The sequence below is a fragment of the Flavobacterium sp. I3-2 genome (genome assembly GCF_013389595.1).
GTDB lineage: Bacteria > Bacteroidota > Bacteroidia > Flavobacteriales > Flavobacteriaceae > Flavobacterium.
On record NZ_CP058306.1, the window covers coordinates 3,516,500 to 3,542,258 of the forward strand.

The following is a 25,759-nucleotide window of genomic DNA, read 5'->3' on the forward strand; positions in this document are numbered from 1 at the left end:
AAAAAAAGTTAAAAAGATGAATGCAAAACACAAAACAGTTTTTATCGCCTTTTCTTCTCAAAAAGGCGGCGTAGGTAAGAGTACGTTCACAACACTTGCGGCAAGCATTCTGCATTATCGTTTGGGCTACAATGTAGCTGTATTTGATGCAGATTTTCCACAGCATAGCCTGTTGAAAATGAAAGAGCGTGATTTGAAAATGGTGATGGAAAACGAGGCTTTGAAAAAGCTGGCATACAAACAGTTTACCACCATAAACAAAAAGGCGTACGAGATTATTCAACACAGAGCGGATAGCGTACTGGAAGCAGCCAACGAATTTGTTGAGGCTTCTCCGATTTCAATTGATGCTGTATTTTTTGACCTTCCGGGAACGGTAAACACGCCGGGTATTCTGAAAGCATTGGCGGGAATGCACCACATTTTTACGCCAATCACGGCAGATCGTGTAGTAATGGAAAGCACTCTCGTTTTCACACAGCTCTTGCAAGACGTGATTATGAAAAAAGGTGAAACTTCCATAAAAACGATCAACCTGTTCTGGAACCAGGTTGATGGCAGGGAGAGCACACCTTTATACGATGTGTATAACAACCTTATCAATGATTTAGGATTTAGCCTGATGCAAAGCCAAGTCAAAAACAGCACACGCTTTCGCAAAGAAAGCGAAGTGAACAGCAAAGCTATTTTTCGCTCAACGCTGATGCCTCCGGACGAAAGGTTGATGAACGCCTGCCAACTAGACCTTTTTATGAACGAATTTTTAAAAATCATTCAATTATAATCCCTATGGAAAAAGATAATAAGAAAAAAATTACTCCTGATATTGACGAGGAGCTAATGATGAACCTGATGGTTGACGGTGTAAAGAAAGAAGGGTTACAGCTTCCGCAGGAACCTGAACCAAAAATAACCGAAACGGAGGTCATTAAGCCAAAGGAACTGTCACAGGAGAAACAGACTGTCAAGGATAAAAGCCGTAGTAAGAGAAATTCTGAAGTAGATTACGAAAGCGTATTTTTTAAGAAATCAGATACCAATGCCCGTGACGGAAAAACAGTTTATATCAGACCAGAATTTCATGAAAAGTTGACACGCATCATACAGGTGATCGGCGAAGATAAGATTACTATTTATGCTTATTTGAACAACTTACTGGATTATCATTTTCAGGAATTTAGCGAACAGATTACCAAAAGTTATAACGACAAGTATAAACCTATTTAATAGTTATGGAAACATTAATTGTAATATGCCTGCTGATAGTCATTGGGCTATTGTTGCATGATAAGATTGTTATCAAAAAGAGGTCGGAGCAAAAGTCTAAACAGGAAAAAGTCAATCCTAATCTTCCAGATATAATGGGGCAACCGAAAAGAAGCCAATTAGTGCCAAACATCGCCAATGAACGCCAAATTGAGGAACCGCAGTTCAACCCTGCTAATTTAGACATAGAATACGACGAGAATGAAAACTTAGGTATTCAAATTCCGCAGGAAGAGCTGGATGAAGTTTTTAGTAAGATGCCTGATTTTGAGGAAGAGGAAGAAGAATGGAACAGGTATAGAATATCCGGTGGCAATAATGGTTTAGCCCAAGGGGTTACTTTTGAAGAACTAAGCTCCGTGGGAGTATTGCTCCAAAAAGAAAAATTGGAAACAGCCCAAAAGGAAACAGCGATAGCTATAGTTCATAAAATACAGGGAACCGAATTATTCAGCCTACTGGAAAATTCCATAGACGGTGCATCCAGAAAAATTGCCGAGCTTTTGAATAGCACACTCACTTCTGAAACGGACCCCAGTTCTTCCACCTTGCGGAAAAATGATTTGAATGATTTTGACATTGGGGAGTTCGTTTAACTCCCCAATGTTTTACTTAAATTACAAGTCCAAATTCTTCTGCTATATCTCTTACCATTTTTGTATGTATCCGCTTGTGAGAATCTGCTTTACTTAAATAATTGCCAACAATGAGTTCTTTTATTTCAAGTTCAGAATTAAAAATGCTTTTTCCATTTATTTGGAATGTTTTGTAAAGGTCTAAAATAGCCGTATTGCAATAGATATGAGAATTTCTTATAACACTTTCTGCAATATCCTTATGGTATCTGTAACGGTCATTCAAAGCAAATATTTCAATGTTATTTCTGACTTTGACTGCGACAGGGTTTTTGTATTTCACTTTGTCACATAAAACCATTTTTAATTCAAAACTGCCAGCTGAAACAAGAAAATCTACAGCAGTGATTTTTGTTCTGAATTGATAGATGTTATCTATTGATTCTATGAAGGGATGACTATTTTTTGCCAATGAAAATTCTTTCTGTCCTTTTAAAGCCCCTGAATTACAAAGTACACAGCTTGGGATTAAATTGTAAAATGATAGTGACAGATAAGGATGTCTACTTTTATTATAAAAATGATCAAACTGCGGTCGGGATTTCAGTCTTTTATTTCTTATGGTGAAAGTGAAATTTGCGTTACAATAAGGACAGGTATTCATACCAAGCCTCTTTGCATGCCTGTATGCCAATCTTCCCGAATCTTTTTTTGTAAAAGAATCTTTGCTAATATCATAATCAAAAACCTTGAAAATTTCACGTTTAAACCACGAATGTAAATCTGAATTCGTAATATCTTTCCCCTTAGAATTTTTTGGATTATTGCTTTTATAATTTTGTTTCGCAGTGTCAACAAGGTTTTTTAATGACCCTATCTCTGATTCAAGTTCATGTGGCCTCCCGCAGATAATTTTTTTTAGATTTTTTGCCAAATAATCCATAACAAGCTTTAGTTCATCATTTGGCCAATTCTGCAAATTATTTTTAATGTTAAACTCTTTTTCCAAATCTTTATAAAAGATAGTTGCCATTGTATCTAATTCTGATAAGCTATAGGGAATTTTTATCATTAGTATCTTTAATTTTCTGTTCTACTTCTGCGACTTGTTTTCTTAATACTTCTAATTTTTCCTGCAATCCAAATTTTTCAAACCACATGTCCTGTAGCTTTTTGCGTAGTAATGGTTCTCCAATGCTGTCAATAATTTTCTTGTAATTTTGATTGCTCATAGTTACTTCTGGGTCATTTAGGTATTTTATGATTTCATTTATCTTATCTTTTGCATATTCTCCTATCAGCATTCCATCCATATAAAAGGAATCTGAAAAGAGGGTGTGTATATTTGCAGCAAATGTATTTGAGTTATGATTCTGTTTGTCCAGGAAGAAAGGTATTCCCTCTTCTGTTTTCTGCACAAATAGTATATTTGTCTTAGGAAGATCAGATGTCAAGAAGGGAGTATTAGATGTAAAAATAAGCTGTATGCTGTGTTTGTGAAACAGCGAACTTAAAAAACATATCGTATTTTTAAAAAATATTCTTTGCCATTCTGGATGATAGCCAGTATCACCCTCATCAATCAAAATAATCAGGTTTTTTTGTAGACGAACCGATTCTTCATGAACCAGTGAGTAAAATCTGGACATCAAGGATAAGTAAGATTGCTCGCCCGAACTTAAAGAATGCCATCTAAATTGTATAAATGAAGTAATCCCTTTTATCTTAACATATAAATCCTGAAATTCTTTAAAATCTAGTTCAGAACCAGTATTTAATTGAAAAAAAGCCTCGGTTTCATTTTTTATATTTATCGTTTTATTTTCAATTAATTCCGAAGCTAATGCGATAAAAGAAGGAATCAATATTGATAAATTCTCTAATTTAGGAATACCAACATCATATATTTTACCATTTAGAGAATGAGGAAATGTTACACCTTTCATAGTGGTAAAAAAACGCTCTATAAAAAGGTCTCTTGTATCCCCTTCTTCAAGATTGACAATATGTTGATAGGGGTTATTTACGCTGTATTTCCTTTCTGTTATAAGGAAATTAATAAACACAGAGTACCACAAATTACCTATAAAATTTTCTTCTGGACTACTGTAATGAGGAACTATGCTTTTCAGAGAGTTTATCAAATCAATCACATCCGAATATTTTTCATGATCTCCAAAAAAATAATTTTCCTCTTTACTATCAAGCATTAGATGGAGTGATTTGGGTTTTAAAAAAGGTAACTCTTCCTCTGTATTATTAATAAAAATGACAGCTTGATAAACTTCCATCATATGCAAATACTGTATATCACTTGTACTATTTAGCAATACTTTCTTAAATTCTACAGATTGTATTTCTTCTAATATCCTTTTGCGTTCTTTTTGTAATAGTGAAGTTGTAGAAATGTTTTGTAATCCATGCCAGTTAGTATTGTCTTCATTGTAATCTAGAAGATAATTGTAATAAATGTAGTCAGCATTACCTAATCCAGAGGAAGAACGTATTTTGGTATATTTTTGCGTTTTGAAATCAACATCTGTATTATTTTCTAACTTTAGATTTATTGATTTAGGACAAGATATATAATGCTTTTCATCGACTGAATAGACAATAATATCATTCTCTATTCTGCTGCTTAATCCGTTAGGCATATTCTCTTTAATATATTTAAGTACGCTAGATTTTCCTGTTCCATTTTTTCCAATAATTGCACATACATCAGTCACATTTTCTTCCTTGAAGAAATTACTTATGTAGTCGGGATTTTGCATGATAATCATTGAAAAAAAATCATGTTTTTTTTCAATATGGATTAAGAATTTCGAAGATAGATTTATTCCTGATTCTTTAATGGCATTGAATTCCTTTATCCAGATATAATGTATTTGCATTGCTTTAAGATCTTTTTTAAGATTGAATGTTTGAGTTTGGTTTGAAGAATGTATGGTACTACTATCTTAATTAAAAACTTACCTGCCCATTTTTCAACGCAACTAATATAAAACAATTCTTACTTAGATAAGCCATTCACCGCCAAACAATTCCTCTGACTGCCACATTCTTACAACGCCTCAATTTCCATAAGACATTTGTCCCGAAAGCCCACAAGGTGTGGGATAACAAAAACAAATTAATGTGTTTCAATTATGGAAAAACAAAGAAAAAAAGTTTTGCTGATAGCAGCGACAATGTTGTCAGGAATTGGTGCATTTGCACAGGGAAATGGCTCGGCAGGTATCAACGAAGCTACCCAAATGGTAACGTCGTATTTCGACCCAGCCACACAGCTTATTTACGCTATCGGTGCGGTCGTAGGATTAATCGGGGGTGTTAAGGTTTATAACAAATTCAGTTCAGGAGACCCTGATACATCCAAGACTGCAGCTTCCTGGTTCGGTGCGTGTATTTTCCTGATTGTAGCGGCTACAATTCTTCGTTCATTCTTCCTTTAATCTATTGCCTTATGAATTACAATATCAATAAAGGCATCGGCAGGACAGTCGAATTTCAAGGGCTGAAAGCACAGTATCTGTTCATCTTCGCAGGTGGATTGCTCGGTACCTTAATCTTCATTATGATAATGTATATGGCAGGTGTGAATTCTTACATCTGTCTATTCCTCGGAACCGGAGGTGCTTCACTCATCGTATGGCAGACTTTTTCACTGAACAGAAAATATGGCGAACATGGACTGATGAAATTGGGAGCCATAAAAAGGCATCCCCGTTACATCATCTGTCGCAAGCCTATACACAGGTATTTAAAATTCACTCCTAAACCCAAAACCGTATGAGAAATGTAGCTAAGACAGCCACATTGGAAAACAAATTTCCTTTGTTGGCAGTAGAGAACAACTGCATTCTTTCTAAAGATGCGGACATTACCGCCTGCTTTGAAGTACGATTGCCAGAACTGTTTACCGTTGCGTCGGCAGAATACGAAGCTATCCATTCCGCTTGGCATAAAGCAATCAAAACTTTACCAGACTTTACCGTCATTCACAAACAGGATTGGTACATCAAAGAAAACTACGCTCCCGATCTGGCACAGGAAGATCAGAGTTTTTTGTCAAAATCCTACCAACGGCATTTCAATGAGCGACCGTTTCTGAACCATTATTGCTATCTGTTTTTGACCAAGACGACCAAGAATAGAATGCGTATGCAAAGCAACTTTAGTTCGCTTTGTAAGGGTACACTTATTCCAAAGGAAATCAATAAGGAAACGATACACCGGTTTATGGAAGCGGTGGCACAGTTTGAGCGGATTGTGAATGATAGCGGATTTATAAGCCTACGACGTTTGACCGAAGACGAAATCATCGGTACGGACGAAACACAGGGATTGTTGGAGCAATACCTAACGCTATCAAGAGAAAACGGAACGGCAATGCAGGACATAGCACTAAGTTCTGAAGAAGTCCGTATCGGAAATAAAAGGTTATCTCTGCACACCTTGTCTGATACGGACGACCTGCCTGCAACCGTTTCGGCAGATACCCGGTTTGAAAAACTTTCCACCGACCGAAGTGACTGCCGTTTGTCATTCGCTGCTCCCGTAGGCTTGTTGTTGAGTTGTAATCATATTTACAATCAATATTTGTTTTTGGATAACAGCGAAGACAACCTGCAAAAGTTTGAGAAATCTGCCCGAAACATGCACTCTTTGGCTCGGTACAGCCGTGCCAACCAAATCAACAAAGAGTGGATTGAGAAGTACCTTAATGAAGCGCATTCGTTCGGGCTTTCATCTGTGAGGGCGCACTATAACATAATGGCTTGGTCGGAAGACCCGAAAGAGCTTAAACAGTTGAAAAACGATTGCGGCAGTGCGTTAGCGTTGATGGAATGTAAACCAAGGCACAATACAACGGATGTCGCCACCTTGTATTGGGCAGGAATGCCAGGCAATGCAGGTGATTTTCCGAGCGAGGAAAGTTTTTACACATTCATAGAACCTGCCTTATGTTTCTTTACCGAAGAAACCAACTACCACAATTCGCCTTCGCCATTCGGGATAAAAATGGCTGACAGGCTTACAGGAAAGCCTATCCATTTGGATATATCGGATTTGCCGATGAAACGAGGGATTATCACTAACCGAAACAAGTTCATACTTGGTCCGTCAGGTTCGGGAAAATCTTTTTTTACCAACCACATGGTTAGGCAATACTACGAGCAAGGTGCTCACGTATTGCTAGTAGATACAGGGAATTCTTATCAAGGATTGTGTGAATTGATTAAGGGAAAAACCAAGGGCGAAGACGGTGTTTACTTCACTTATACCGAAGATAACCCGATTGCCTTTAATCCATTTTACACCGATGATGGTGTGTTCGACATTGAAAAGCGTGAGAGTATCAAAACTTTGATACTCACGCTTTGGAAACGTGACGATGAACCACCTACAAGGTCAGAGGAAGTTGCCTTGTCCAATGCCGTTTCAGGTTATATCGACCGAATAAAAAGCGAGGGCTTTTTCCCATCGTTCAATGGCTTTTACGAATATGTGAAAGGAGATTACCGCAAGGTACTCGAAGAAAAACAGGTTCGTGAAAAAGACTTTGATATAGCCAATTTCCTCAATGTTTTAGAACCTTATTATAAAGGTGGCGAGTATGACTATCTGCTGAACTCGGACAAGCAGTTAGACCTTTTATCCAAACGCTTTATCGTGTTTGAAATTGATGCGATTAAAGACCACAAAATCCTCTTTCCAATAGTTACCATTATCATTATGGAGGTATTCATCAACAAGATGCGAAGACTGAAAGGTATTCGCAAACTGATACTGATTGAGGAGGCTTGGAAAGCAATCGCAAAGGAAGGAATGGCGGAATACATAAAGTATCTCTTTAAAACGGTTAGAAAGTTTTTTGGCGAAGCCATAGTCGTAACACAGGAGGTAGATGATATTATCCAATCTCCGATTGTGAAAGAGAGTATCATCAACAATTCCGATTGCAAAATCCTGCTCGACCAGCGTAAGTATATGAACAAATTTGATGATATACAGGCAATGCTGGGGCTTACTGAGAAAGAAAAAGCACAGGTTCTCTCCATCAATATGAACAACGATGCCAGTCGCTTGTACAAGGAAGTTTGGATTGGATTGGGCGGAACACACTCGGCAGTGTACGCAACGGAAGTAAGCCTTGAAGAATATTTGGTGCGCCCATAAGGGCATATAGTGAATGTGGTTTGGCAACCACTGGGCAAGTGTTTATAACGCCCATCAACAGCCGACTTATCCGAACGGGAAACCCGACGGGGAGTGTAGCATGTCGGAAAAGCCATAAGTCAACTAATTGTCGTGTTGCGACTGAATGGCGAGTTGAAAAGTTAGATATAAGGATGAAGTCTTGATTGATTGAACGACAGTCCGAACGGTCAGTTCTTAGGCAGTGACGGAAGACAGTTACCAACGTCACTTTGTGGTAATATCCTAATGACAGGTAGTAGTGATAGCATAAACAGACCACAACGTAACTGCAATAAGCAGAAAAGGGCGAACATCGCATCCGACAATCTAACGTGCCAATCGTTGCTATATGTCTAAATGGGGATTGCCTAAGTCGGAATGCCACAGGCGTGGCTATGGAAAAAGCTCCTGAATATCCGATACGGCAACGGAGTCTCCGTAGTAGTCCGAGCAGGGGAAAGCCCTGTACATGGCGAAGGGAGACAGTCAATTTAGTTTAATACGATTAACGGAAAATGTGAGAGACATTATGAGAAATCCAGAAAAAGTATTGAACAGTCTAATAAGGCACAGCGGAAGCACGGACTATAAGTTCGAAAGGCTGTACAAGGTTCTGTTCAATGAAGAGATGTACTTTATCGCCTATCAGAAAATCTACAGTAAAGTAGGCAATATGACGGCAGGAGTTGATGGAAAGACCATCGACGGAATGAGTATATCCCGCATTGAAAGGTTGATTGCATCGTTGCGAAACGAGACCTATCAGCCAAACCCATCCAAGAGGACATACATTCCGAAAAAGAACGGGAAGAAACGTCCGCTTGGTATACCATCTTTTGATGACAAATTAGTGCAGGAGGTTATCAGAATGATATTGGAAGCAATTTATGAGGGTAGCTTTGAGCATACTTCACATGGGTTCCGACCCAATAGAAGCTGTCACACAGCCCTATTAAGCGTCCAACAGTCATTCACTGCTGTACGGTGGTTCATCGAGGGCGATATAAAAGGCTTCTTCGACAATATCAATCACGAAATATTGATTGGTATCCTAAAGGAGCGTATCGCTGACGACAGGTTCATTCGGTTGATACGAAAGTTCCTCAATGCAGGGTATATTGAAGATTGGGTGTACCACAAAACATACAGTGGCACACCGCAAGGTGGGATTGTAAGCCCCATCCTTGCCAACATTTATCTTGATAAACTCGATAAATATGTCAAGGATTATATCAAGGACTTCGATAAGGGTAAAAGAACTACGGCTACACGCCAGTACAGGCTACACGAACAGAGACGATACCGCTTGGCCAAGAAACTCAAATGTGAGACAGACGAAACTGTCAGAGAGCAGATGATTAAGTACATCAAAGAGTTGAGACAGGAAAGAAACAAATATCCAGCCTATGACAAGATGGATGGCAGTTTCAGAAAGTTAAAATACGTTAGGTATGCGGACGATTTTCTTATCGGGGTCATAGGTAGCAAAGAAGACTGCAAAAAGATAAAGGAAGACATCAAGGTTTACCTTGATGAAAAACTGAAACTTGAACTGTCTGATGAAAAAACCTTGGTGACTAATGCTAAGAAACCAGCCAAATTCTTAGGCTTTGATGTCTCCGTGCGAAACTCCGATGAATCCAAGAGAGATAAGCACGGTAGATCCGTAAGATGTTTCGGAGATAAGATTGTACTCCGTGTCACAGCAGACGTGATGAAGAAAAAGCTACTGAGATATAATGCCATGAAACTGGTAAATGAAAAAGGCACAGAAGTTTGGAAACCACGCTCACGCTATTACATGAAAGACTTGGATGACTTAGAAATCATCAGTCAGTACAACGCTGAAATACGGGGCTTTTACAATTATTACTCAATTGCCAACAACAGCTCGTTTGTCCAGTCATTATCTTACATCTTGGAGTACAGTATGTACAAAACGTATGCACTTAAATACCAAACTTCAATCAGTCAGGAAAAGACTAAAAGATGTATCAACGGAGTGTTTTCCATTCCCTACAAAAACAGGAAAGGAGATATAATGTACAGACGCTTTTACAAAGAGGGTTTCAAACGCCAAAAAGCTGCCCGTGGTGCTTACGTGGATAGTTTACCTGTCACAGTTACCATTACAGGAGGAAGAAACAGCCTTGTAGCAAGGTTGCAAAACCAGAAATGCGAATTATGCGGTGCCAACGAGAAATTGGAAATGCACCATATACGCAAATTGAAAGACCTGAAAGGTAAGCAAGACTGGGAAAAACGAATGAGTGCAAGGAGAAGAAAAACCTTGGCAGTATGCTCAAAATTCCACGATAAGATACACGCAGGCAAGTTAGACTGAATAAATTGATGGAAAGCCGTATACCTGGAGACAGGTACGTACGGTTCGGGGGAGAGTTCTTGGAAACCTACCATAGTCAATATGGCAAGGCGCCGGGTCCTTATCCTACGCTTATACGACAGAAGAAACCGAAAAAATGGAAGTGATGCAGCTCGCTTCCGAACTGGGCGGTAACGTGGAACTCGCAATTAAGCATATCGCTATGCAAAGGCGCGACAACTTAAATCAATAGTAATTAACAATCAAAAATTTCAAGACAATGAAAAAAATATTTTTAATGATGCTCACGGCAATCATGTTTGTCGTAGCACCGTCAGCAAAAGCTCAATTTGTCGTGACTGACCCCGCAAATTTAGCATCAGGTATCCTCAACAGTGCGAACGAAATTGTACAGACTTCCTCTACGGTAAGCAATGTCGTAAAGAACTTCAAAGAGGTTGAAAAAGTGTACAAACAAGGCAAGGAATACTACGATAAACTGCAAGCTATCAACAACCTTGTAAAAGATGCACGTAAGGTGCAACAAACAGTTTTACTGGTGGGCGATGTGTCCGAAATGTATGTGACCAATTTCGGTAAGATGATGAACGATCCGAATTTCAAACCAAATGAATTAGTAGCCATTGGTAACGGGTATTCAGCACTGCTGAACGAAAGTACTGAACTGCTAAAGGAATTGAAACAGATCATCAGTGCATCAAGTCTTTCACTGAATGACAAAGAGCGTATGGATATTATTGATCGTGTGTACAAAGAAGTAAAAGAATACCACAGCCTTGTACGCTATTACACCAATAAGAACATATCAGTAAGTTACCTGAGAGCAAAAAAGAAAAATGATGCTAAAAGAGTGCTTGATCTGTACGGAACTTCTAACCAAAAATACTGGTAAATTATGGAATGGGATAATCTTCACGAACTTCTGCGTTCGCTATACGATGATATGATGCCTCTTGCAGGTGATATGGCTGCGGTTGCGAAAGGTTTGGCAGGATTGGGAGCTTTGTTCTATGTAGCATTAAAGGTTTGGCAGGCTTTAAGTCGTGCCGAACCTATTGATGTTTTCCCATTACTTCGCCCATTTGCCTTAGGACTCTGTATTATGTTTTTCCCAACTATTGTGTTGGGAACCATTAATGCGGTATTAAGTCCTGTTGTAACAGGAACCCATCAAATAATCGAAGACCAGGTACTTGATCTGAACAAGCTACAACAGCAGAAAGACCAATTGGAATATGAAGCAATGGTCAGAAACCCCGAAACAGCCTATATGGTATCGGACGAAGAGTTTGATAAAAAGCTGGAGGAACTGGGTTGGTCGCCATCGGATATTGGAACAATGGCAGGAATGTATATGGACAGACAAGCTTACAAGATCGAAAAAGCTATCAAAGATTGGTTTCGTAACCTACTTGAAATACTATTCCAAGCTGCGGCTTTAGTCATCGATACTATCCGAACGTTCTTCCTGATTGTTTTAAGCATTCTTGGTCCAATTGCTTTTGCCATCTCCGTATGGGACGGTTTTCAGTCCACGCTCACACAATGGATCACCAGGTATGTCAGTGTATATCTCTGGCTTCCCGTTTCGGATTTGTTCAGCTCTATGCTGGCAAGAATACAATCCCTCATATTAGAACGGGATATAGCTATGCTAGTAGACCCAACTTATATACCCGATACGAGCAATACAGTGTACATCATTTTTATGATTATCGGCATTATCGGATACTTCACTATACCAACAGTTACAGGATGGGTAATCCAAGCCGGAGGTGCAGGAAACTTTACACGCAACGTAAACCAAGCAGCTATGAAAACTGGAAATATTGCAGGTGCAGGAGCTGGTTCAGCAGCAGGAAATATCGGTGGAAAATTAATGGGAAAATAAAATAATTAAATCAGTTAAAAATGGAATTTAAAACTTTAAGAAATATAGAAAACAGCTTTAGGCAGATACGTTTGTATGCCATAGTATTTGCAGTTCTCTGTATTGGTATTGTAGGATATGCCGTATGGAAATCCTACAGCTTTGCCGATGAGCAACGCCAAAAAATCTATGTACTGGATAACGGTAAATCCTTAATGCTTGCCCTGTCGCAAGATGCCAATATTAACCGACCTGTTGAGGCTCGGGAACACGTAAGGCGTTTTCACGAGCTGTTCTTTACCCTTGCTCCAGATAAGAATGCAATCGAGAGCAATATGAGCAGGGCATTCAATCTTGCCGATAAAAGTGCTTTCGATTATTACAAAGACCTATCGGAAAAAGGTTACTACAGCCGTATCATTTCGGGTAATGTACAGCAACGCATAGAGGTGGATAGTGTCGTGTGCAACTTTGACAGTTATCCATATGCGGTGCGTACCTACGCAAAGCAGTTCATCATAAGGTCTAGTAATGTAACACGTCGTAATCTGGTTACTTCCTGCTATCTCGTAAACTCCGTTCGTTCCGACAACAATCCACAAGGTTTTAACATCGAAAAATTTGCGGTGGTAGAGAACAAGGATATAGAGGTCATCGAACGCTAAAACAGGATATATGAAAAAAATCAGGGAAAATATGGAGAGGTTTTTTGACAAGCTGGACGACCGTTGGAGGGCTCTACCATTGAGGAAGCAACACCTATACACGCTGTACTTCTTTATTGGCTATCTGCTGGTTACTGTAGGCGTTGTTGCCAAAGTATGGTACGATACAAGCAATTCAAAAAATGATATGCAGATAGAGCATATTGAAAACCCTGTCCTTAAAAAGAACGAAAGTCCTGCAACGTTGCAGGACACATTATCAACAATTTTAAAAAATCAGATTTATGAAAGAAAATGAGAACAAAAAGTCGGCTGTTCGGGTAACAGAGGGTAACCCGAAAGAAACCGCCGATTTACTGCAAAACGGTAAGGAGAATAAAATGAAAAAGCTTAAAAAACCTTTGATTTTTGGTTTGATGGGTATTGTTTTCGTTGGTTGTATGTATTTAATTTTCAAACCGTCGGAAGACAAAAAGGAAATCGAAAACATCGGGCTGAACGATGCCGTTCCACAAGCTACCGGAGCAGGAATGCCTGCCGACAAAGGCAAGGCGTATGAACTTGAAATGCTGGAACGCAAAGAACAGGAGAAACGTAATGGTTTGGCAACGCTTTCAGATTATTGGAACACAGATGACAAGAAAGAACCTGCGGATGAATTTACCGAAGATGATGATGAAAGCACCGGCTATGGAGGTGGTAGTAGAAATTCGGGAAGAAACAGTAGTCTTGCATTAAACAGCTATCGAAATGCACAAAGCACATTGGACAATTTCTATCAGGACAACAATTCGGAAACAATGGAGCTTCGCAAGCAATTGGACGAGTTGAAAGAACAACTAGCCGATAGAGATATGCCAAAGCCTACAACCGTAGATGACCAGATTGCATTAATGGAAAAATCTTACCAGATGGCGGCAAAATATCTCCCGACAAATACGAATCCCAACACAGCAGAACAACCTGTACCCGCAACAAATGGTACCACTTCAGTGGCTTCGGGTGCTAGTAAAAAAGAGCATTTTGTATCATTTACTGCTGCAAGGAAGAATACCGTATCTGCTTTATATCGGGAGCCTACAGATAGTGAGTTTTTGGAAAATTGGAGTGAAACTCGAAACAGAGGGTTTTATACCGCAGGTACTACCGAACAAGTAGTACAGCCCAAAAACAGTATCAAAGCCTGTGTACACGATGCGCAGACAGTGGTTGGCGAAACGGGTGTTCGTTTGCGATTATTAGAACCAGCAAAAACACCAAGTCGTACTATTCCGCAGGGAACGATTGTAACCGCTAATGCCAAGTTTCAAAGCGGACGTTTACAGCTTAAAATTACCTCTGTTGAACTGGAAGGTAATATCATTCCGGTTGATATCACTATCTATGATATAGACGGACAACAAGGCCTGTATGTTCCATATTCTCCCGAAATGAACGCCCTTACTGAAATGGCTGGCAACATGAGTCAGCAATCAGGGACAAGTCTTATGCTCACGCAGAATGCCGGACAACAAGTTGCTGCCGATTTGAGCCGTGGTGTAGTGCAAGGAATTTCGGGCTATTTCGCCAAGAAAGTACGAACGCCAAAAGTTACCTTAAAGGCAGGTCATCAGGTCTTTCTCGTTTCCAAACAATAATGTTGAACTCAAATAAATAAAATAATGAAAAATCTTTTTAAAACCTTTTGGGCGGTTGCCCTGACTATCGGCTTTGCCGTAACCTCTTTTGCACAGGATAGTGCAAATACAAAAACACCGCTTGCAATGGGCAAGATAGAACCTTATCGTATGGAAGTTACCTACGATAAAACTTCACATTTGATTTTCCCTACCGCAATTCGTTATGTGGATTTGGGAAGTGAGTACCTGATTGCTGGAAAAGCAGAAGATGCAGAAAACGTATTGCGTGTAAAAGCATCGGTTCGGAATTTTGAAGCCGAAACCAACTTTTCCGTCATTACCAATGATGGTCGTTTTTACTCTTTCAATGTATATTACAGTTCTTACCCGGTAGCGTTGAGCTACGACCTGCTAACAATGCAAAAAGCTGTAGATAAATCCAATGGAAACGATGTGCTGTTTGAAGAATTGGGCAACAATTCTCCGTCTTTGGCTGGCTTGTTATTGGAAACCATTTACAAGAAAGATAAGCGTATTGTAAAACACATCGGGGCAAAGAGCTTTGGTATTCAGTTTATCCTGAAAGGTATCTATATCCACAACGGGAAATACTATTTCCATACAGAATTACGAAACAAAAGCAATGTACCGTTCAATATTGATTTTATCAATTTCAAGGTAGTAGACAAAAAGGTAGCCAAACGTACCGTAGTACAGGAACGACCTATGATACCGCTTCGCACTTATAAGCCTTTGGAAGACGGAATAAACGGACAATCTACCGAGCAAAATGTTTTTCTGTTAGACCAGTTTACCATTGCCGACAATAAGGTGTTGCTGATTGAAATCTTTGAGAAAAACGGCGGACGACACCAAACGCTTCAGGTGGAAAATTCGGACTTGATCAAAGCCCGTGTAATCAATGATATGCACCTGAAATTTTAATAACCTTTTAAAGCAATTACAATGAAAAAATATATCTACACCGTGATGTTGCTCTTTATGACCATTACAGTAACACAGGCACAAAGAATGCTACCTAAACAAAAAGGTTTGGAGATAAGCACAGGCATTTTGTCTGATGATAAAATCGGTAACGATTATTACATCAGTCTGGGTATGACCGTGAATGGTAAAAATGGCAATTACCAGATTTGGGCTTTGGAATACACACACCAATACCACAAGTATAAATCGCTCCAAATACCACAGGAAACCTACACGGCTGAAGGAGGTTACAGTTTCTTTTTATTGGGTGATGCCCGTAAGAATATCACGCTGAATGCAGGGATAACAGGTGTTGTTGGTTACGAAAACATCAACCGTGGCGAAACGATGCTGTATGATGGTGCGAAAATAATGAGCGAGGATAATTTCATCTATGGTGCCGGTGGTCGGCTGACCTTTGAAACGTACCTGTCTGACAGATTTGTATTGGTTTTACAAGGGCGTACAAAGGTGTTATGGGGTACAAATTTGCGACAGTTCCGACCGTCCGCAGGTGTGGGATTAAGATTTAACTTTTAAAACGTAAAATGATGATAGCAATATTTAATAAATTCAGAATAGGATTACTGCCTATATATGTAATGATGGCGATCCTGACAGCCTCGGTTTCTTTGGTATCTTGTAGCAAAGATGATGAACTAGAAATACAGAATGATTTTCCTTTTGAGGTCAATGTAATGCCAGTTCCTAAAGACATTGCTAATGGAAATACCGTTGAGATCCGCATTAACATACAGCGTACAGGAAATTACAGCAACACACAATATTTCCTACGCTACTTCCAATTCGACGGACAAGGTACATTGCAGTATTATAATGAACCTCCGTATCTTCCGAATGATTTGTATCCTTTGACATCGGAACAATTTCGATTGTATTATACTTCGACTTCAGCGGTTTCACAATCCTTTGACGTTTGGATTTCGGACAGTTTTGGTAATGAAAAGCAAGTGAGTTTTCAGTTCAATAGTAGAGATTAAACTTAGAAGAATTCCTGCCATAAAAGCAGGAATTCTTTTTTAAGATAATGAGTGGGAAAATTATTTTGTAAATTTAAAATGTGAATTTAAAGTGCTTTTGTTATGATTTCATCATTGGTTATAGGGATAATATTTTTGATCGTAGGCTTGGCACTTCGCTATTGGATTAACCGGAGAAAGTTTTATAGAAGAAGCCACACTGGAGCAGAGGGCTTTTCGTCTTATGAAAAGCAGGTTACTATTAAGTTTCTTGAACGAATTGGTAAATGGATAGCTTATGCACTAATTATTTTCGGGCTGTTGTCATTGTGGGTTTATTCCCGTGAAAAAAAAGAAATAAAAACAGAGCAATCAAATCAAAAATAATTTCTAATTACATTTTTAGGAGAATCGGATATCTAAAAGGTTATCCGATTTTTTGTTTTTTAAAAGAGATAATGATTGATAAAGGATTACAATTATAGAGAGTATGCTAATCAATTAAAACGACTTTAGTATATTTGCTTAGTAAAATATAGAAAATCTTAAAGTGTTTTTGCTTTAAGTCTTGGTACTGAAAACTGGTAATTTTTAAGACAACAAGACGATAAGGAAGAACGCTCACGCTATAGGCGTGGGCGCTCGCTTATTCGTTGTCGGGTATACCAGTGCCTCAGTATCGGTAAGTGTAGTTGCCTGCGCTTCTTTTTTGTGCAGGGCTACGTCATCTTAAAAAAGTATGATATGCAAACCGTTACAGCTCAACAAAAATTTACCCTAGCCTTTATCAATGATAAGAGCCCAATTTTAGATCTTATTTGCAACGATCTCATTGCTTCAGGAATTGAGGTTATGTTCAGGACTGAAACCGTCGAAAATTGTTTACATAAATTATCAGAATTAAACACTCTTCCCCAAGTATGTGTTATCGATTTGAATTTTCATCGTCAGGATATAATAGCAATAATTAAAAAATTGAGAACACATTATCCAACAATAAAACTAATTGCTCACAGTGATATTGATGATGATAAAGTAGGCAAGGCTCTTTTAAATATTGGTTTTTCAAACTATCTAATTCTTGGTAGTGACATAGATGATTTTAAAAGAGCCATTGACAAGACTGCCAATGGCTATCATTTTTAATATATAAAGCACTAACGCTCTAGCTGAAATTCTCTAAATTCATTCTGGCCTAGAAATTCGAATTTCTTTCTAAATAAATTTGAAAACTTCTTGTTGGCGGTTGCAAAGAATATTTGTTTTTTTTCCTTGACAATAAAATATCTTAAAAAATCCAAGAAAGATAATGCATTGAAATCGTCAATAAAAGTTACTGGATCGTCAAAGATTAAAATATTTGGTCCATTCTGTAGTTTTCTATTTAAACTTATAAAAATTGACAATACTAATGCAGCTCTTTGACCTGTACTAATTTGTGAAATTTCAAATGCCTTATCTTCTTTAAATAAAATCAATTTATTGTCTTTATATTGCAACGTTGAAAACTCTTGAGGTGAATGTATCGTTTTAAAGATATCCTTTATTTCATTAAGATTGTTTTTAAAAAAATCCTCCAAAATTATGTCTTCACTATTGTTGTTTAGCTTTTCTAACAGTTCAACTGCAATATTCAACCTCCTGCTAAGTTCCTTAATTTGAGGTAGTGATTTCTCTATATCTTCATTAACAATTAAAAGTTTTTTAATTTCATTCTGGCTGTTTTCTATAATTCTTAATGTGTTCAAATTCTCATTCAAGAGAGCTAAATCTTTTGAGATCTCTACAATATTTCTATCCTCGGGAATCTGAATGTAGCGGTTTAAATTTTCAAAACTAAAATTTAGAGATTCGATTTTAGTATTATTAGAATTAACTATTTCTTCTATTTTATCGAATCTATCGGTGTATTCTTTTAACTTCAGCGAGCTGTTTAGTTCACTAATAATTTTATTATTTGTGAACTTTAAATTTTCTATGTCAGTTGTGTATGTTGCTAATTGATTCTTTAGCTCAACAATGATCTTTCTTAATATTTGTTCATTGCAAATATCTTGATTTGGAAACTTCGATAATAGTTCAGATTTTAATTTTGAATATTCAGATATTGACCCACTAATTGTTCCTAATCGAAAAAATAATCTATCATAGGATTCCTTTTCAATCAAGATCTCTTTCTCTTTATTTATCGTATCCTGGATATTTTTATCTATTTGATCCAAACTTATAACTTCATTCGTACTTAAATAATTTGATACAACAACATCATAATGTTTTAAGTCACTTAATTCTTTTTCTAAAAATGCAACTTCTAAAGCTAAGGTGTCAATTAACACATTCTTATCATTGATGGCTTTTTTTACAGTATCATTTCTAAATTCAGATTCAAGTTTTTGTAAAAGGTTAGAATGTGAAATTTGTTGCTCACAAAGTGGACAGCTATTGGAATGAGAATTCTGATTCAATATCTTTTTCCCTAATTGTTTGAGCTCATTGATTAATTTCTCATTTTGAGACAAATTCTCTTGTAATACATGAACATCATTTTTCAAATCTTTAAGAGAACTTGCTTTAGTACTTAATATCAACTCTTTCGACGAAATAGCTTCAGGCAAGGTTTTGTAATCTTCTGCTAATTTTAGAATATCTAATTGTAAATTATTTAAGTCGATAAGCTTTTTTATAATTGAAAGCTGAGTATCATTTTTTTTACTGTTGATTTCTAATAACTCAATTCTAAAATTATCTTCAATTTCAGAGTATTTCAAAAAGTTATTCGCTTTGCTAAGAACGTCATCTATTTGCAGTCTATTTTGAATGCTTTTATTTGAATTTTGAATATTTTCATAGTAAGATTCTTTTGCCTCAGCAACTAGCTTATTTCGTGTCAAAATGTTCTCTTTGACGCTTAGGAATTTTTTGTAATTTGTTAGCCACTTGTTTGGTAAAATAAAATCTATTTCATTTTTTATTTCGTTAATAAATAAATTAGTCACAGAAAATTTAGACTCTTCAATAGATGTTCTGTAATTTAGATTGCTAATATTAAACTTGATATTATCTTTTACCTCCTCGAAGCTGTTATTGCTCCTTAATTCATTTATTCGATCAGAATTTTTTTTAAACTCCTCGTTCTTTTCTTTAATAGATCTTGATGTCTTATTTAATTCAGGTTTTAATCTAGTTTGAATTTTTTGAATTTTATCTTTTAAAGTTGTGTATTCCTCTCCCAATATTATTTGCTTTAGAGAATCATTTATCACATCTCTTTCTTCTGAATTTGAAAATTGATGTGCCGCATCAGTATTAAAAAAATTAAATTGATTAAAAGATTTAAAAGTTTGGTTTCCTTGTTCAGAAATTCTTCTGTTATACCATTTAGATCCTCTCTCTTTATATAATCTATTATTGTGTGTATAAGTCTCATTTAAATTTTCATTCAAAATAGCCGATATAGAGTTTGAGTCCTCAGTTTTATCTTGATTTCTCTGTGTTCTTCCAGTAAGAATTAATTCTATCGATTCTAATAGACTTGTTTTGCCGACACCATTCGAACCTGTAAATAAGTTTACAGAACCAAAATTAAAGTCTCTTAGCTTTGGATATGGTCTGTAAGTATCTTTTAAACTTATAGAACTTATATTTTCAATAACAGGAACATCATCTAAGTTTTTATCTTTCTTTTCTACAATATTGGGTATAGTATTGTTAAGAAAATTTCTAACGATACCATCATAAGATGCTTGACTATATATTTCTTGTAAACCGACTTTATTTAGTTCGTCCTTCCATGTAGCAACAATATCAGGCAATTCTGATTTTTCAGATTTCTCTAACTCAAAATAATCCAGAAATTCTTTATCACTAAATATTAATTTTCGGGCATATTTGTCATCTTTAAGAATTCTTATTTTTAAACTATCTGAAATATTGCTATTGATAAATAATAAATAAATATTCCATTGAAGTGCTTCATCTTGATTGTAAAACTCTTCTGCTAAATATTTATACTGTAGCTGATCAAATTCTTCTTCAGAAATTTCTTGATTGAAATTCAAGTAATATATTCCTGCTATTTTATCATCAATTGATAAATTCCCTTTATATAAGTTACTATCTACTTCAGAAAACCCATTAAAAAGTTTTCTAGATTGATCTAAAAGTTGTTGAGTATTCATCATAAATTTTATGAAATAGAATTATTACTGTTTGGCGTTTCCGTAATACTTCCTGCTTCAGGATTTGACTTATTTAAAATTGTATTACCTTGTTTATAAAAAACGACGATTGTATACTTGCCAGGAGACTCTTCATCGAATAAGTTTTGTAATGCATCATAAACTTTATTTACTTCGCGAGGACTAACGGCACTTCCAACATAACAAACGGTGGCCTTTTCAATAGTTCTGTTATCACTTACCAAATTGTATTTATAATTAAAAACTTGAGCGTTATCTGCATAAGCTAGGGAAATATTTTTATTTTCTAAATGCTTTATACTGTGAGGGTAATGTGATGCAGTAGGAATTATATTTTGATCTAATTCAAAGATATTAGAGCAATTTATCATTCTTACTTGTTCACTTGACGGATATCGATCTTCTATATAAGTAAGCCTATTATTACATTCGTCAGATTCATTTAAAATAAAGCTATTTAAATGAATTACATCTGACCAATTGTCTTTCACTTTGCTTTTCACTTTACCTGTAGATATATTTATCAATCTCTCTTTATCTATTATCGACGTATCTGTATTAAGCAAAAAAGAATTTTGAATTCCTCTCTCTATTAGAAAATTAATATGATTGTCTTCAATTTGATTTATTTCTGATAAGTTCAAGTCTTCGTTAAAAATAAATATATTACCGATAGTTGGTCCTTCTCTACGTTGTTGTACATCTTGTCCGTCATCTATACTAACAGGTTTATTGTAAATTTTAAAAAGTTCAACATTTCCGTTTAAAAAATAAACTCTTTTAGTTCGAAGAATTTGCAAAAAGTATAACCCTTTTTTGTGATTTTCTTCAATATTGACTGTCCTGAAATCTAAATCATCATCAGTTGTTCTGAAATAAATTGCACTTCTAGGTGTATTCGTTTCATTATACAAATTATTACCATTTATAAAAGTTGTTTCAATACCCCAATTTAAAGTAATTAATTCTCTTTTCTCCTTCTCTAAAACAAATTTTTTAAAGGCTATAAAATCAATATGAGATGGATTTGGATTATACTGTAAATTTAGCACCAAAAATGGCGAATCCGTCCAGCTATGATGATTTATTAATTGTTCTTTATAAGATGCATCAAAATTTATTGCCTGTGAACATATAAAGGACATCAAGCGGATTGAATTATGATTATTTTTAATGATATATACATTTTCTCCTTCAATAAGATTTTCTGCTTCTAACTGACTAGAACGCAAACCTCCCATATGTCGACTTTTGAACTGGATTAGAATAATCAGTTTCTCAACACCTTCATGGATACCTCTAAAAATGTAATACAAAGGATCTACATAATTTTTATCTGAATTTGTATAACAATCTTCAAAATATATGTAATGATTATCATTATTTAATCCCTTCAAAGCGGTTAATTCTACCTTACTTAAAGATTCACCTCCTAAAACCCATATTTTCCCTTGAGGAGGATATATATTCCCATTTAAAATTACCTCTTCTATCACTCTTTTGGGACAGGAGTACTCTGGTGACAAAACTAAAGCGGTATTATCATCTTTAGCCCTAATTAATACATTTGTAAATTTGGTTATTGCTTCTTCTTGGTTATTATTTCCAATACGTGTATTGTCAGCAAAAAACACACCTTTATGCTGATAAAGAAAAAGACTATTACGTTGAGTGTCACGTTTCAATACATCTAATTCAACCTCGACATTTAAGGTTGATATATCTACTAAATTCATTAAAAGCGTAATTAAGCTGATTAAAATTCAATAACTTAAATAAGTTATGAATAAATTATTTAAGTTCACAAGTTATCAAATTTATAATAAATAAACTTATCGATAGATAGACATAAATGAAAATGTTTAATAATAGTGCGACGTTCTTTTGCTTCTTTTCTTTGGTCGCAGATGTGGAAAGAAAAGAAGTTAGCTAAAACAACGAAAGGGATACCGAATATCCCTGCAAAAACAGATCGCAACCTGTTTGATGAAATGTGAAGTGAGGACGGTGCGTAGCCTTACATTTTGGCAAAGTGGTTGGTCCGCTTAGATGCAAAAAGACTGCCCCGACCTTTGGGAGGGAGTGTCTTTTTGCCGCCCGATTCCGGCTATCGGGCGACTGCAATAGGTTGTGAACGAAAATCTTTCAAATTGAGAAAAAAGCCTCTGTATTCTATCAATCCGTGGCGAAATAGACCCCATAACAAAGAACTACCCATTTGAGCCAATGACGAATTGATATACAAATCCTGTTTTTCCAATGCTTCAGCTATACTACAACTTGGTGTGTCGTCTTCCTGTTCGGACTGCTTCAGCAAATCACCAAATTCATCTGTGATCATTGGAAGATTAGATACTATTTCGTATCTGTCGGAATTAGGTTGTTTTATCTCTCCAATGGTTGATAATAATACCTGTCCTGTATATTGGCTGTTTCCATAATCCAACCAATACTTTGGTTTATGGTGGTAATACTTTCCGTTATCCAATGCTTTAAATATTTCGGCAATACTAAATCTTGCTTTTACACTATCTACACAGGTAATAAAGATTGTAGCCAGTACGTTTTCGGGAACTTTTCCGAAACTGTCCTTTTCAAACCTCTGCGTTTCAGCTTTCCAGTTTGTACCTGTAAAGCGGTTGGCTCGATTGATGAGAGCAACGGATTTATATAGCCCGACCTCACACTCTGCAAAACGCTGTCTACCCAAATTAGCTTCTGTAATAACATCATCATCCCAAAGGCGAACAGACAATCCTGCGTGTCCTAACGCAATTAAACTGTGGTTCATTTCCATTAAGGCGGTCAAAACCTTTGAGCCTGTGCCACCTGCACCGATAAGGTTTACCGATATGGGATTGGTAGCGTTAATTAAGCTATTGTCCGTAAAATGGACTTTTATTTTTTCGGTATTCATCGCAATATGTCTTTTAAGGTTAGGTTACTTTTTGTCAATACTTCCATTGGAAAGGCTTCGCCTGTGGCGATTAAATTCTCCCAAAGGCTTACGCAATTTCCCTTTATCGGGTTATGACCGTGCATTAAATGACTGAAATAGCTGTCAAAGAAAAAGTTTTCCCATTTGTTTGTAAATTCTTCCAATGAAGCGGTTTTCTTTATGCGTACATCAACTGTACCCATACATACATTGCCATCCTCATACACGTTAAAAAAGGGAGCATTGTACAGCTTTGTTTTTATGGTAGGTCTTCTGCCATTTGGTAAGGCAAAAACGGCTAAACCGTTTCGGTTTGCTACCCACAACATAGGCGGTACATTGGCTTTGCCTTTAGGTATGCCAAGACTTTCGGTAAAATACTTTTCCCTTTGTGTGGCTTTGGTAAACCAAACCACTTTGTTTCCTGTCGGCTCAAAGTATAAGACCTCATTGCTTAATATTCCCTGCGGTTTCAATAACAGTTCTTTTTCCTCTTTGGCAGTTTTCAAAGCCTTTGCCAGTTGGTTAGCTTCTTTTACGGTCAGAGGGTGTGCATTAATGGGCATACCGTTTTTATCCATATCAAAATGCTCTACATAAGTATCGTTACCCTTTCCAGTAGTCTGATAAAATACCAATGCCGATTTTGGATAGTACAGTGTTCCGAAATCCTGTGTTATATCGTTCATAGCTTTTGTTTTAAAAATTATTCAAAATGTAGGTCAATTCGTTTATCATCGGCAACAAACGGTTTTCAAACTCCAATGTATTGGCGGTTATATCACTTCCGTCAAACCGTTTGATAATAATGGGTTCTTCCATCTGTCCGTATTCCTGTAATTCGTTGTTTACGGATTCTACTATATTATCCATTAGCCAGCCTGTACCATCTGCACAGAATGAAACATACTTCTGCATTGAAATGATATTTTCCATATCTTCTTCGTTGGCTTCGCCATTGGATCGGGCATTGCGGAATACGTTAGCATTAGGGTATTGCTGGTAAATGGCATAGGCTTCCTGTGCTACTTTATAGCAATCAGCATCAATTCTATCTTTCGATTTAAAACGGTTTAAACGTTCTTTAAAGAACCTTAAATTGGCTTCGTTGTAAATCTTCTGTTCCATACGGTCGCCAATCCATTCTGCTTGTGCAAATTCACGGAGACAGGCTTCTGTATCTTCTCCGTAATCATCCTCGGCTACCCAATCTTTGTGCATTTCATACATCCAGTACAGATAACTGCTTTGTTGTCTGTAATATGGTATATCGGCAATGTGGTACAAATAACTGCAAACCGACAAAAGCAGTTGAGCGGTATGTTTTCGCTTTGGGTCTTTCAACCAACGAAATAGGGGTACTACGGGAATGTAATACAGGGTTGCACCAGTATCATATCTTTCCTCACTTGTAAAAAATACTTTCTTACTATCCTGTATCAGTCTGATTTCTTCCCAATCACTGGCTTTAAGTTTTAGCTGTTCTTCGGTATCTTTTAAAGCCAATGCAATATTGTAGGGATAGCCATAAGATTGCGTTGGTTTCGGAATGATACCGTAATGCTCTACCAATTGAGAAAGGGAGCGATAAAAATCCCTTTCCATTTTGGCATTATCCCTGCAAGCCTGTACAGTTTCTGTTTCGTTCAGTCTTGGAAGAAACGAAGTCCTTAAAAAACCATTGGCAACATGGCTACTGGTACGGACTGCTGTTTGTCCTTTTGGATTTCGTTTGCGTCTTTCGGTCGTTGCATCCAGTTGGCGAACTCGCTTAACTGACGGTGCAATTTCTTTTGCTTGGGTTCTTGGGGCATTTGGAATGTTCCCGATACGGTATGTCGTTGCATAAGTCATTGTTTTACTGTTTTGGTTTAACCTTTTGTTCCCATAGCACTTTCAAAGCGGTACTGTATTGTATCATCTTTAATCTGTGGTGCTGATACTTTTGCGGTGGTCAGAATGGGGTATGTATTGGAATAAAAATTCATTACTGCCTGTACACTCCATTGCGGTTCGGGGTCGTTGAGTTTGATTTCCTGCCCCTTATCATTCAGTATGAAAACTCGTTGTAATTGCGTTGCTAATAACATAGCATTTGATTTTTGGGTTAGT

The 25,759-nt window shown here is 36.8% G+C and carries 25 protein-coding genes and 1 pseudogene; 18 read left to right on the plus strand and 8 right to left on the minus strand.

Annotated features, from left to right (window positions below):
• Window positions 1-16 precede the first annotated feature (16 nt).
• The 3 genes from HW119_RS16420 to HW119_RS16430 are packed head-to-tail and all read left to right on the plus strand — an operon-like array spanning window position 17 to window position 1,862.
• Window positions 17-784: a ParA family protein gene (locus HW119_RS16420; protein ID WP_159333342.1), complete on the plus strand. Its 768-nt coding sequence runs from the start codon at window positions 17-19 to the stop codon at window positions 782-784.
• A 5-nt stretch (window positions 785-789) separates the two neighbouring features.
• On the plus strand, window positions 790-1,227 hold the full coding sequence (locus HW119_RS16425; protein WP_177766427.1) for a DUF3408 domain-containing protein: 438 nt from the start codon (window positions 790-792) through the stop codon (window positions 1,225-1,227).
• A gap of 5 nt (window positions 1,228-1,232) precedes the next feature.
• Window positions 1,233-1,862, plus strand: coding sequence for a conjugal transfer protein TraD (locus HW119_RS16430; RefSeq protein WP_177766429.1), 630 nt, complete (start codon window positions 1,233-1,235; stop codon window positions 1,860-1,862).
• Window positions 1,863-1,878: 16 nt separating this feature from the next.
• On the opposite strand, the gene HW119_RS16435 is transcribed toward HW119_RS16430, so the two are convergent.
• On the minus strand, window positions 1,879-2,874 hold the full coding sequence (locus HW119_RS16435) for a hypothetical protein (RefSeq protein WP_177766431.1): 996 nt from the start codon (window positions 2,872-2,874) through the stop codon (window positions 1,879-1,881).
• A gap of 19 nt (window positions 2,875-2,893) precedes the next feature.
• The gene (locus HW119_RS16440) at window positions 2,894-4,735 is read right to left on the minus strand and encodes an AAA family ATPase (protein WP_177766433.1); all 1,842 of its coding nucleotides are present in this window, start codon (window positions 4,733-4,735) and stop codon (window positions 2,894-2,896) included.
• A 255-nt stretch (window positions 4,736-4,990) separates the two neighbouring features.
• On the opposite strand from HW119_RS16440, the gene HW119_RS16445 reads away from it, so the two are divergent.
• The 15 genes and pseudogenes from HW119_RS16445 (at window position 4,991) to HW119_RS16510 (ending at window position 17,656) form a co-directional block, all read left to right on the plus strand.
• Window positions 4,991-5,296 carry a DUF4134 domain-containing protein gene (locus tag HW119_RS16445; RefSeq protein ID WP_177766435.1) on the plus strand — a complete coding sequence of 102 codons (306 nt, stop codon included), beginning with the start codon at window positions 4,991-4,993 and terminating at the stop codon, window positions 5,294-5,296.
• A gap of 11 nt (window positions 5,297-5,307) precedes the next feature.
• Window positions 5,308-5,637 (plus strand): DUF4133 domain-containing protein, encoded by a 330-nt coding sequence (locus tag HW119_RS16450; protein ID WP_177766437.1) that lies wholly within the window; start codon window positions 5,308-5,310, stop codon window positions 5,635-5,637.
• Entirely contained in the window at window positions 5,634-8,024 is a 2,391-nt protein-coding gene (locus tag HW119_RS16455) for a TraG family conjugative transposon ATPase (protein ID WP_177766439.1), read from the plus strand. The genes HW119_RS16450 and HW119_RS16455 overlap by 4 nt, the downstream gene beginning before the upstream one ends.
• A gap of 550 nt (window positions 8,025-8,574) precedes the next feature.
• Window positions 8,575-10,389, plus strand: a complete 1,815-nt coding sequence (locus HW119_RS16460) for a reverse transcriptase/maturase family protein (protein WP_177766441.1) — start codon at window positions 8,575-8,577, stop codon at window positions 10,387-10,389.
• A 109-nt stretch (window positions 10,390-10,498) separates the two neighbouring features.
• A pseudogene (locus HW119_RS16995) lies at window positions 10,499-10,621 on the plus strand (conjugal transfer protein TraG); the annotation flags it as partial.
• 27 nt (window positions 10,622-10,648) lie between these two features.
• The gene (locus tag HW119_RS16465; protein WP_143884034.1) at window positions 10,649-11,281 is read left to right on the plus strand and encodes a DUF4141 domain-containing protein; all 633 of its coding nucleotides are present in this window, start codon (window positions 10,649-10,651) and stop codon (window positions 11,279-11,281) included.
• A 3-nt stretch (window positions 11,282-11,284) separates the two neighbouring features.
• Window positions 11,285-12,280, plus strand: coding sequence for a conjugative transposon protein TraJ (traJ, locus tag HW119_RS16470; protein WP_177766442.1), 996 nt, complete (start codon window positions 11,285-11,287; stop codon window positions 12,278-12,280).
• A gap of 20 nt (window positions 12,281-12,300) precedes the next feature.
• Complete coding sequence (gene traK, locus HW119_RS16475) at window positions 12,301-12,924, plus strand: conjugative transposon protein TraK (protein ID WP_143884032.1); 624 nt, start codon at window positions 12,301-12,303, stop codon at window positions 12,922-12,924.
• A 10-nt stretch (window positions 12,925-12,934) separates the two neighbouring features.
• The gene (locus tag HW119_RS16480) at window positions 12,935-13,222 is read left to right on the plus strand and encodes a nitrogen regulatory IIA protein (RefSeq protein WP_143884031.1); all 288 of its coding nucleotides are present in this window, start codon (window positions 12,935-12,937) and stop codon (window positions 13,220-13,222) included.
• Window positions 13,209-14,561 (plus strand): conjugative transposon protein TraM, encoded by a 1,353-nt coding sequence (gene traM, locus HW119_RS16485; RefSeq protein WP_177766444.1) that lies wholly within the window; start codon window positions 13,209-13,211, stop codon window positions 14,559-14,561. Before HW119_RS16480 ends, traM begins: the two co-directional genes overlap by 14 nt.
• Before the next feature lie 24 nt (window positions 14,562-14,585).
• Complete coding sequence (gene traN, locus HW119_RS16490) at window positions 14,586-15,488, plus strand: conjugative transposon protein TraN (RefSeq protein ID WP_143884029.1); 903 nt, start codon at window positions 14,586-14,588, stop codon at window positions 15,486-15,488.
• A gap of 21 nt (window positions 15,489-15,509) precedes the next feature.
• Window positions 15,510-16,070 (plus strand): conjugal transfer protein TraO, encoded by a 561-nt coding sequence (locus tag HW119_RS16495; protein WP_177766446.1) that lies wholly within the window; start codon window positions 15,510-15,512, stop codon window positions 16,068-16,070.
• 11 nt (window positions 16,071-16,081) lie between these two features.
• Window positions 16,082-16,531: a DUF3872 domain-containing protein gene (locus HW119_RS16500; RefSeq protein WP_177766736.1), complete on the plus strand. Its 450-nt coding sequence runs from the start codon at window positions 16,082-16,084 to the stop codon at window positions 16,529-16,531.
• 102 nt (window positions 16,532-16,633) lie between these two features.
• Entirely contained in the window at window positions 16,634-16,897 is a 264-nt protein-coding gene (locus HW119_RS16505; RefSeq protein WP_177766448.1) for a molybdenum ABC transporter permease, read from the plus strand.
• Window positions 16,898-17,254: 357 nt separating this feature from the next.
• Window positions 17,255-17,656 carry a DNA-binding response regulator gene (locus HW119_RS16510; RefSeq protein WP_177766450.1) on the plus strand — a complete coding sequence of 134 codons (402 nt, stop codon included), beginning with the start codon at window positions 17,255-17,257 and terminating at the stop codon, window positions 17,654-17,656.
• Between the two features lie 11 nt (window positions 17,657-17,667).
• On the opposite strand, the gene HW119_RS16515 is transcribed toward HW119_RS16510, so the two are convergent.
• The 6 genes from HW119_RS16515 to HW119_RS16540 all read right to left on the minus strand — a co-directional run bounded on the left by HW119_RS16515 (window position 17,668) and on the right by HW119_RS16540 (window position 25,737).
• The gene (locus HW119_RS16515; protein WP_177766452.1) at window positions 17,668-20,691 is read right to left on the minus strand and encodes an AAA family ATPase; all 3,024 of its coding nucleotides are present in this window, start codon (window positions 20,689-20,691) and stop codon (window positions 17,668-17,670) included.
• Window positions 20,692-20,696: 5 nt separating this feature from the next.
• On the minus strand, window positions 20,697-22,445 hold the full coding sequence (locus tag HW119_RS16520; RefSeq protein WP_177766454.1) for a hypothetical protein: 1,749 nt from the start codon (window positions 22,443-22,445) through the stop codon (window positions 20,697-20,699).
• A gap of 371 nt (window positions 22,446-22,816) precedes the next feature.
• Entirely contained in the window at window positions 22,817-23,626 is an 810-nt protein-coding gene (locus HW119_RS16525) for a PRTRC system ThiF family protein (protein WP_177766456.1), read from the minus strand.
• Window positions 23,623-24,336, minus strand: coding sequence for a PRTRC system protein B (locus tag HW119_RS16530; protein ID WP_177766459.1), 714 nt, complete (start codon window positions 24,334-24,336; stop codon window positions 23,623-23,625). Before HW119_RS16530 ends, HW119_RS16525 begins: the two co-directional genes overlap by 4 nt.
• A 10-nt stretch (window positions 24,337-24,346) precedes the next feature.
• Window positions 24,347-25,501 carry a hypothetical protein gene (locus tag HW119_RS16535; protein WP_177766461.1) on the minus strand — a complete coding sequence of 385 codons (1,155 nt, stop codon included), beginning with the start codon at window positions 25,499-25,501 and terminating at the stop codon, window positions 24,347-24,349.
• 17 nt (window positions 25,502-25,518) lie between these two features.
• The gene (locus tag HW119_RS16540; RefSeq protein ID WP_177766463.1) at window positions 25,519-25,737 is read right to left on the minus strand and encodes a PRTRC system protein C; all 219 of its coding nucleotides are present in this window, start codon (window positions 25,735-25,737) and stop codon (window positions 25,519-25,521) included.
• Window positions 25,738-25,759 lie beyond the last annotated feature (22 nt).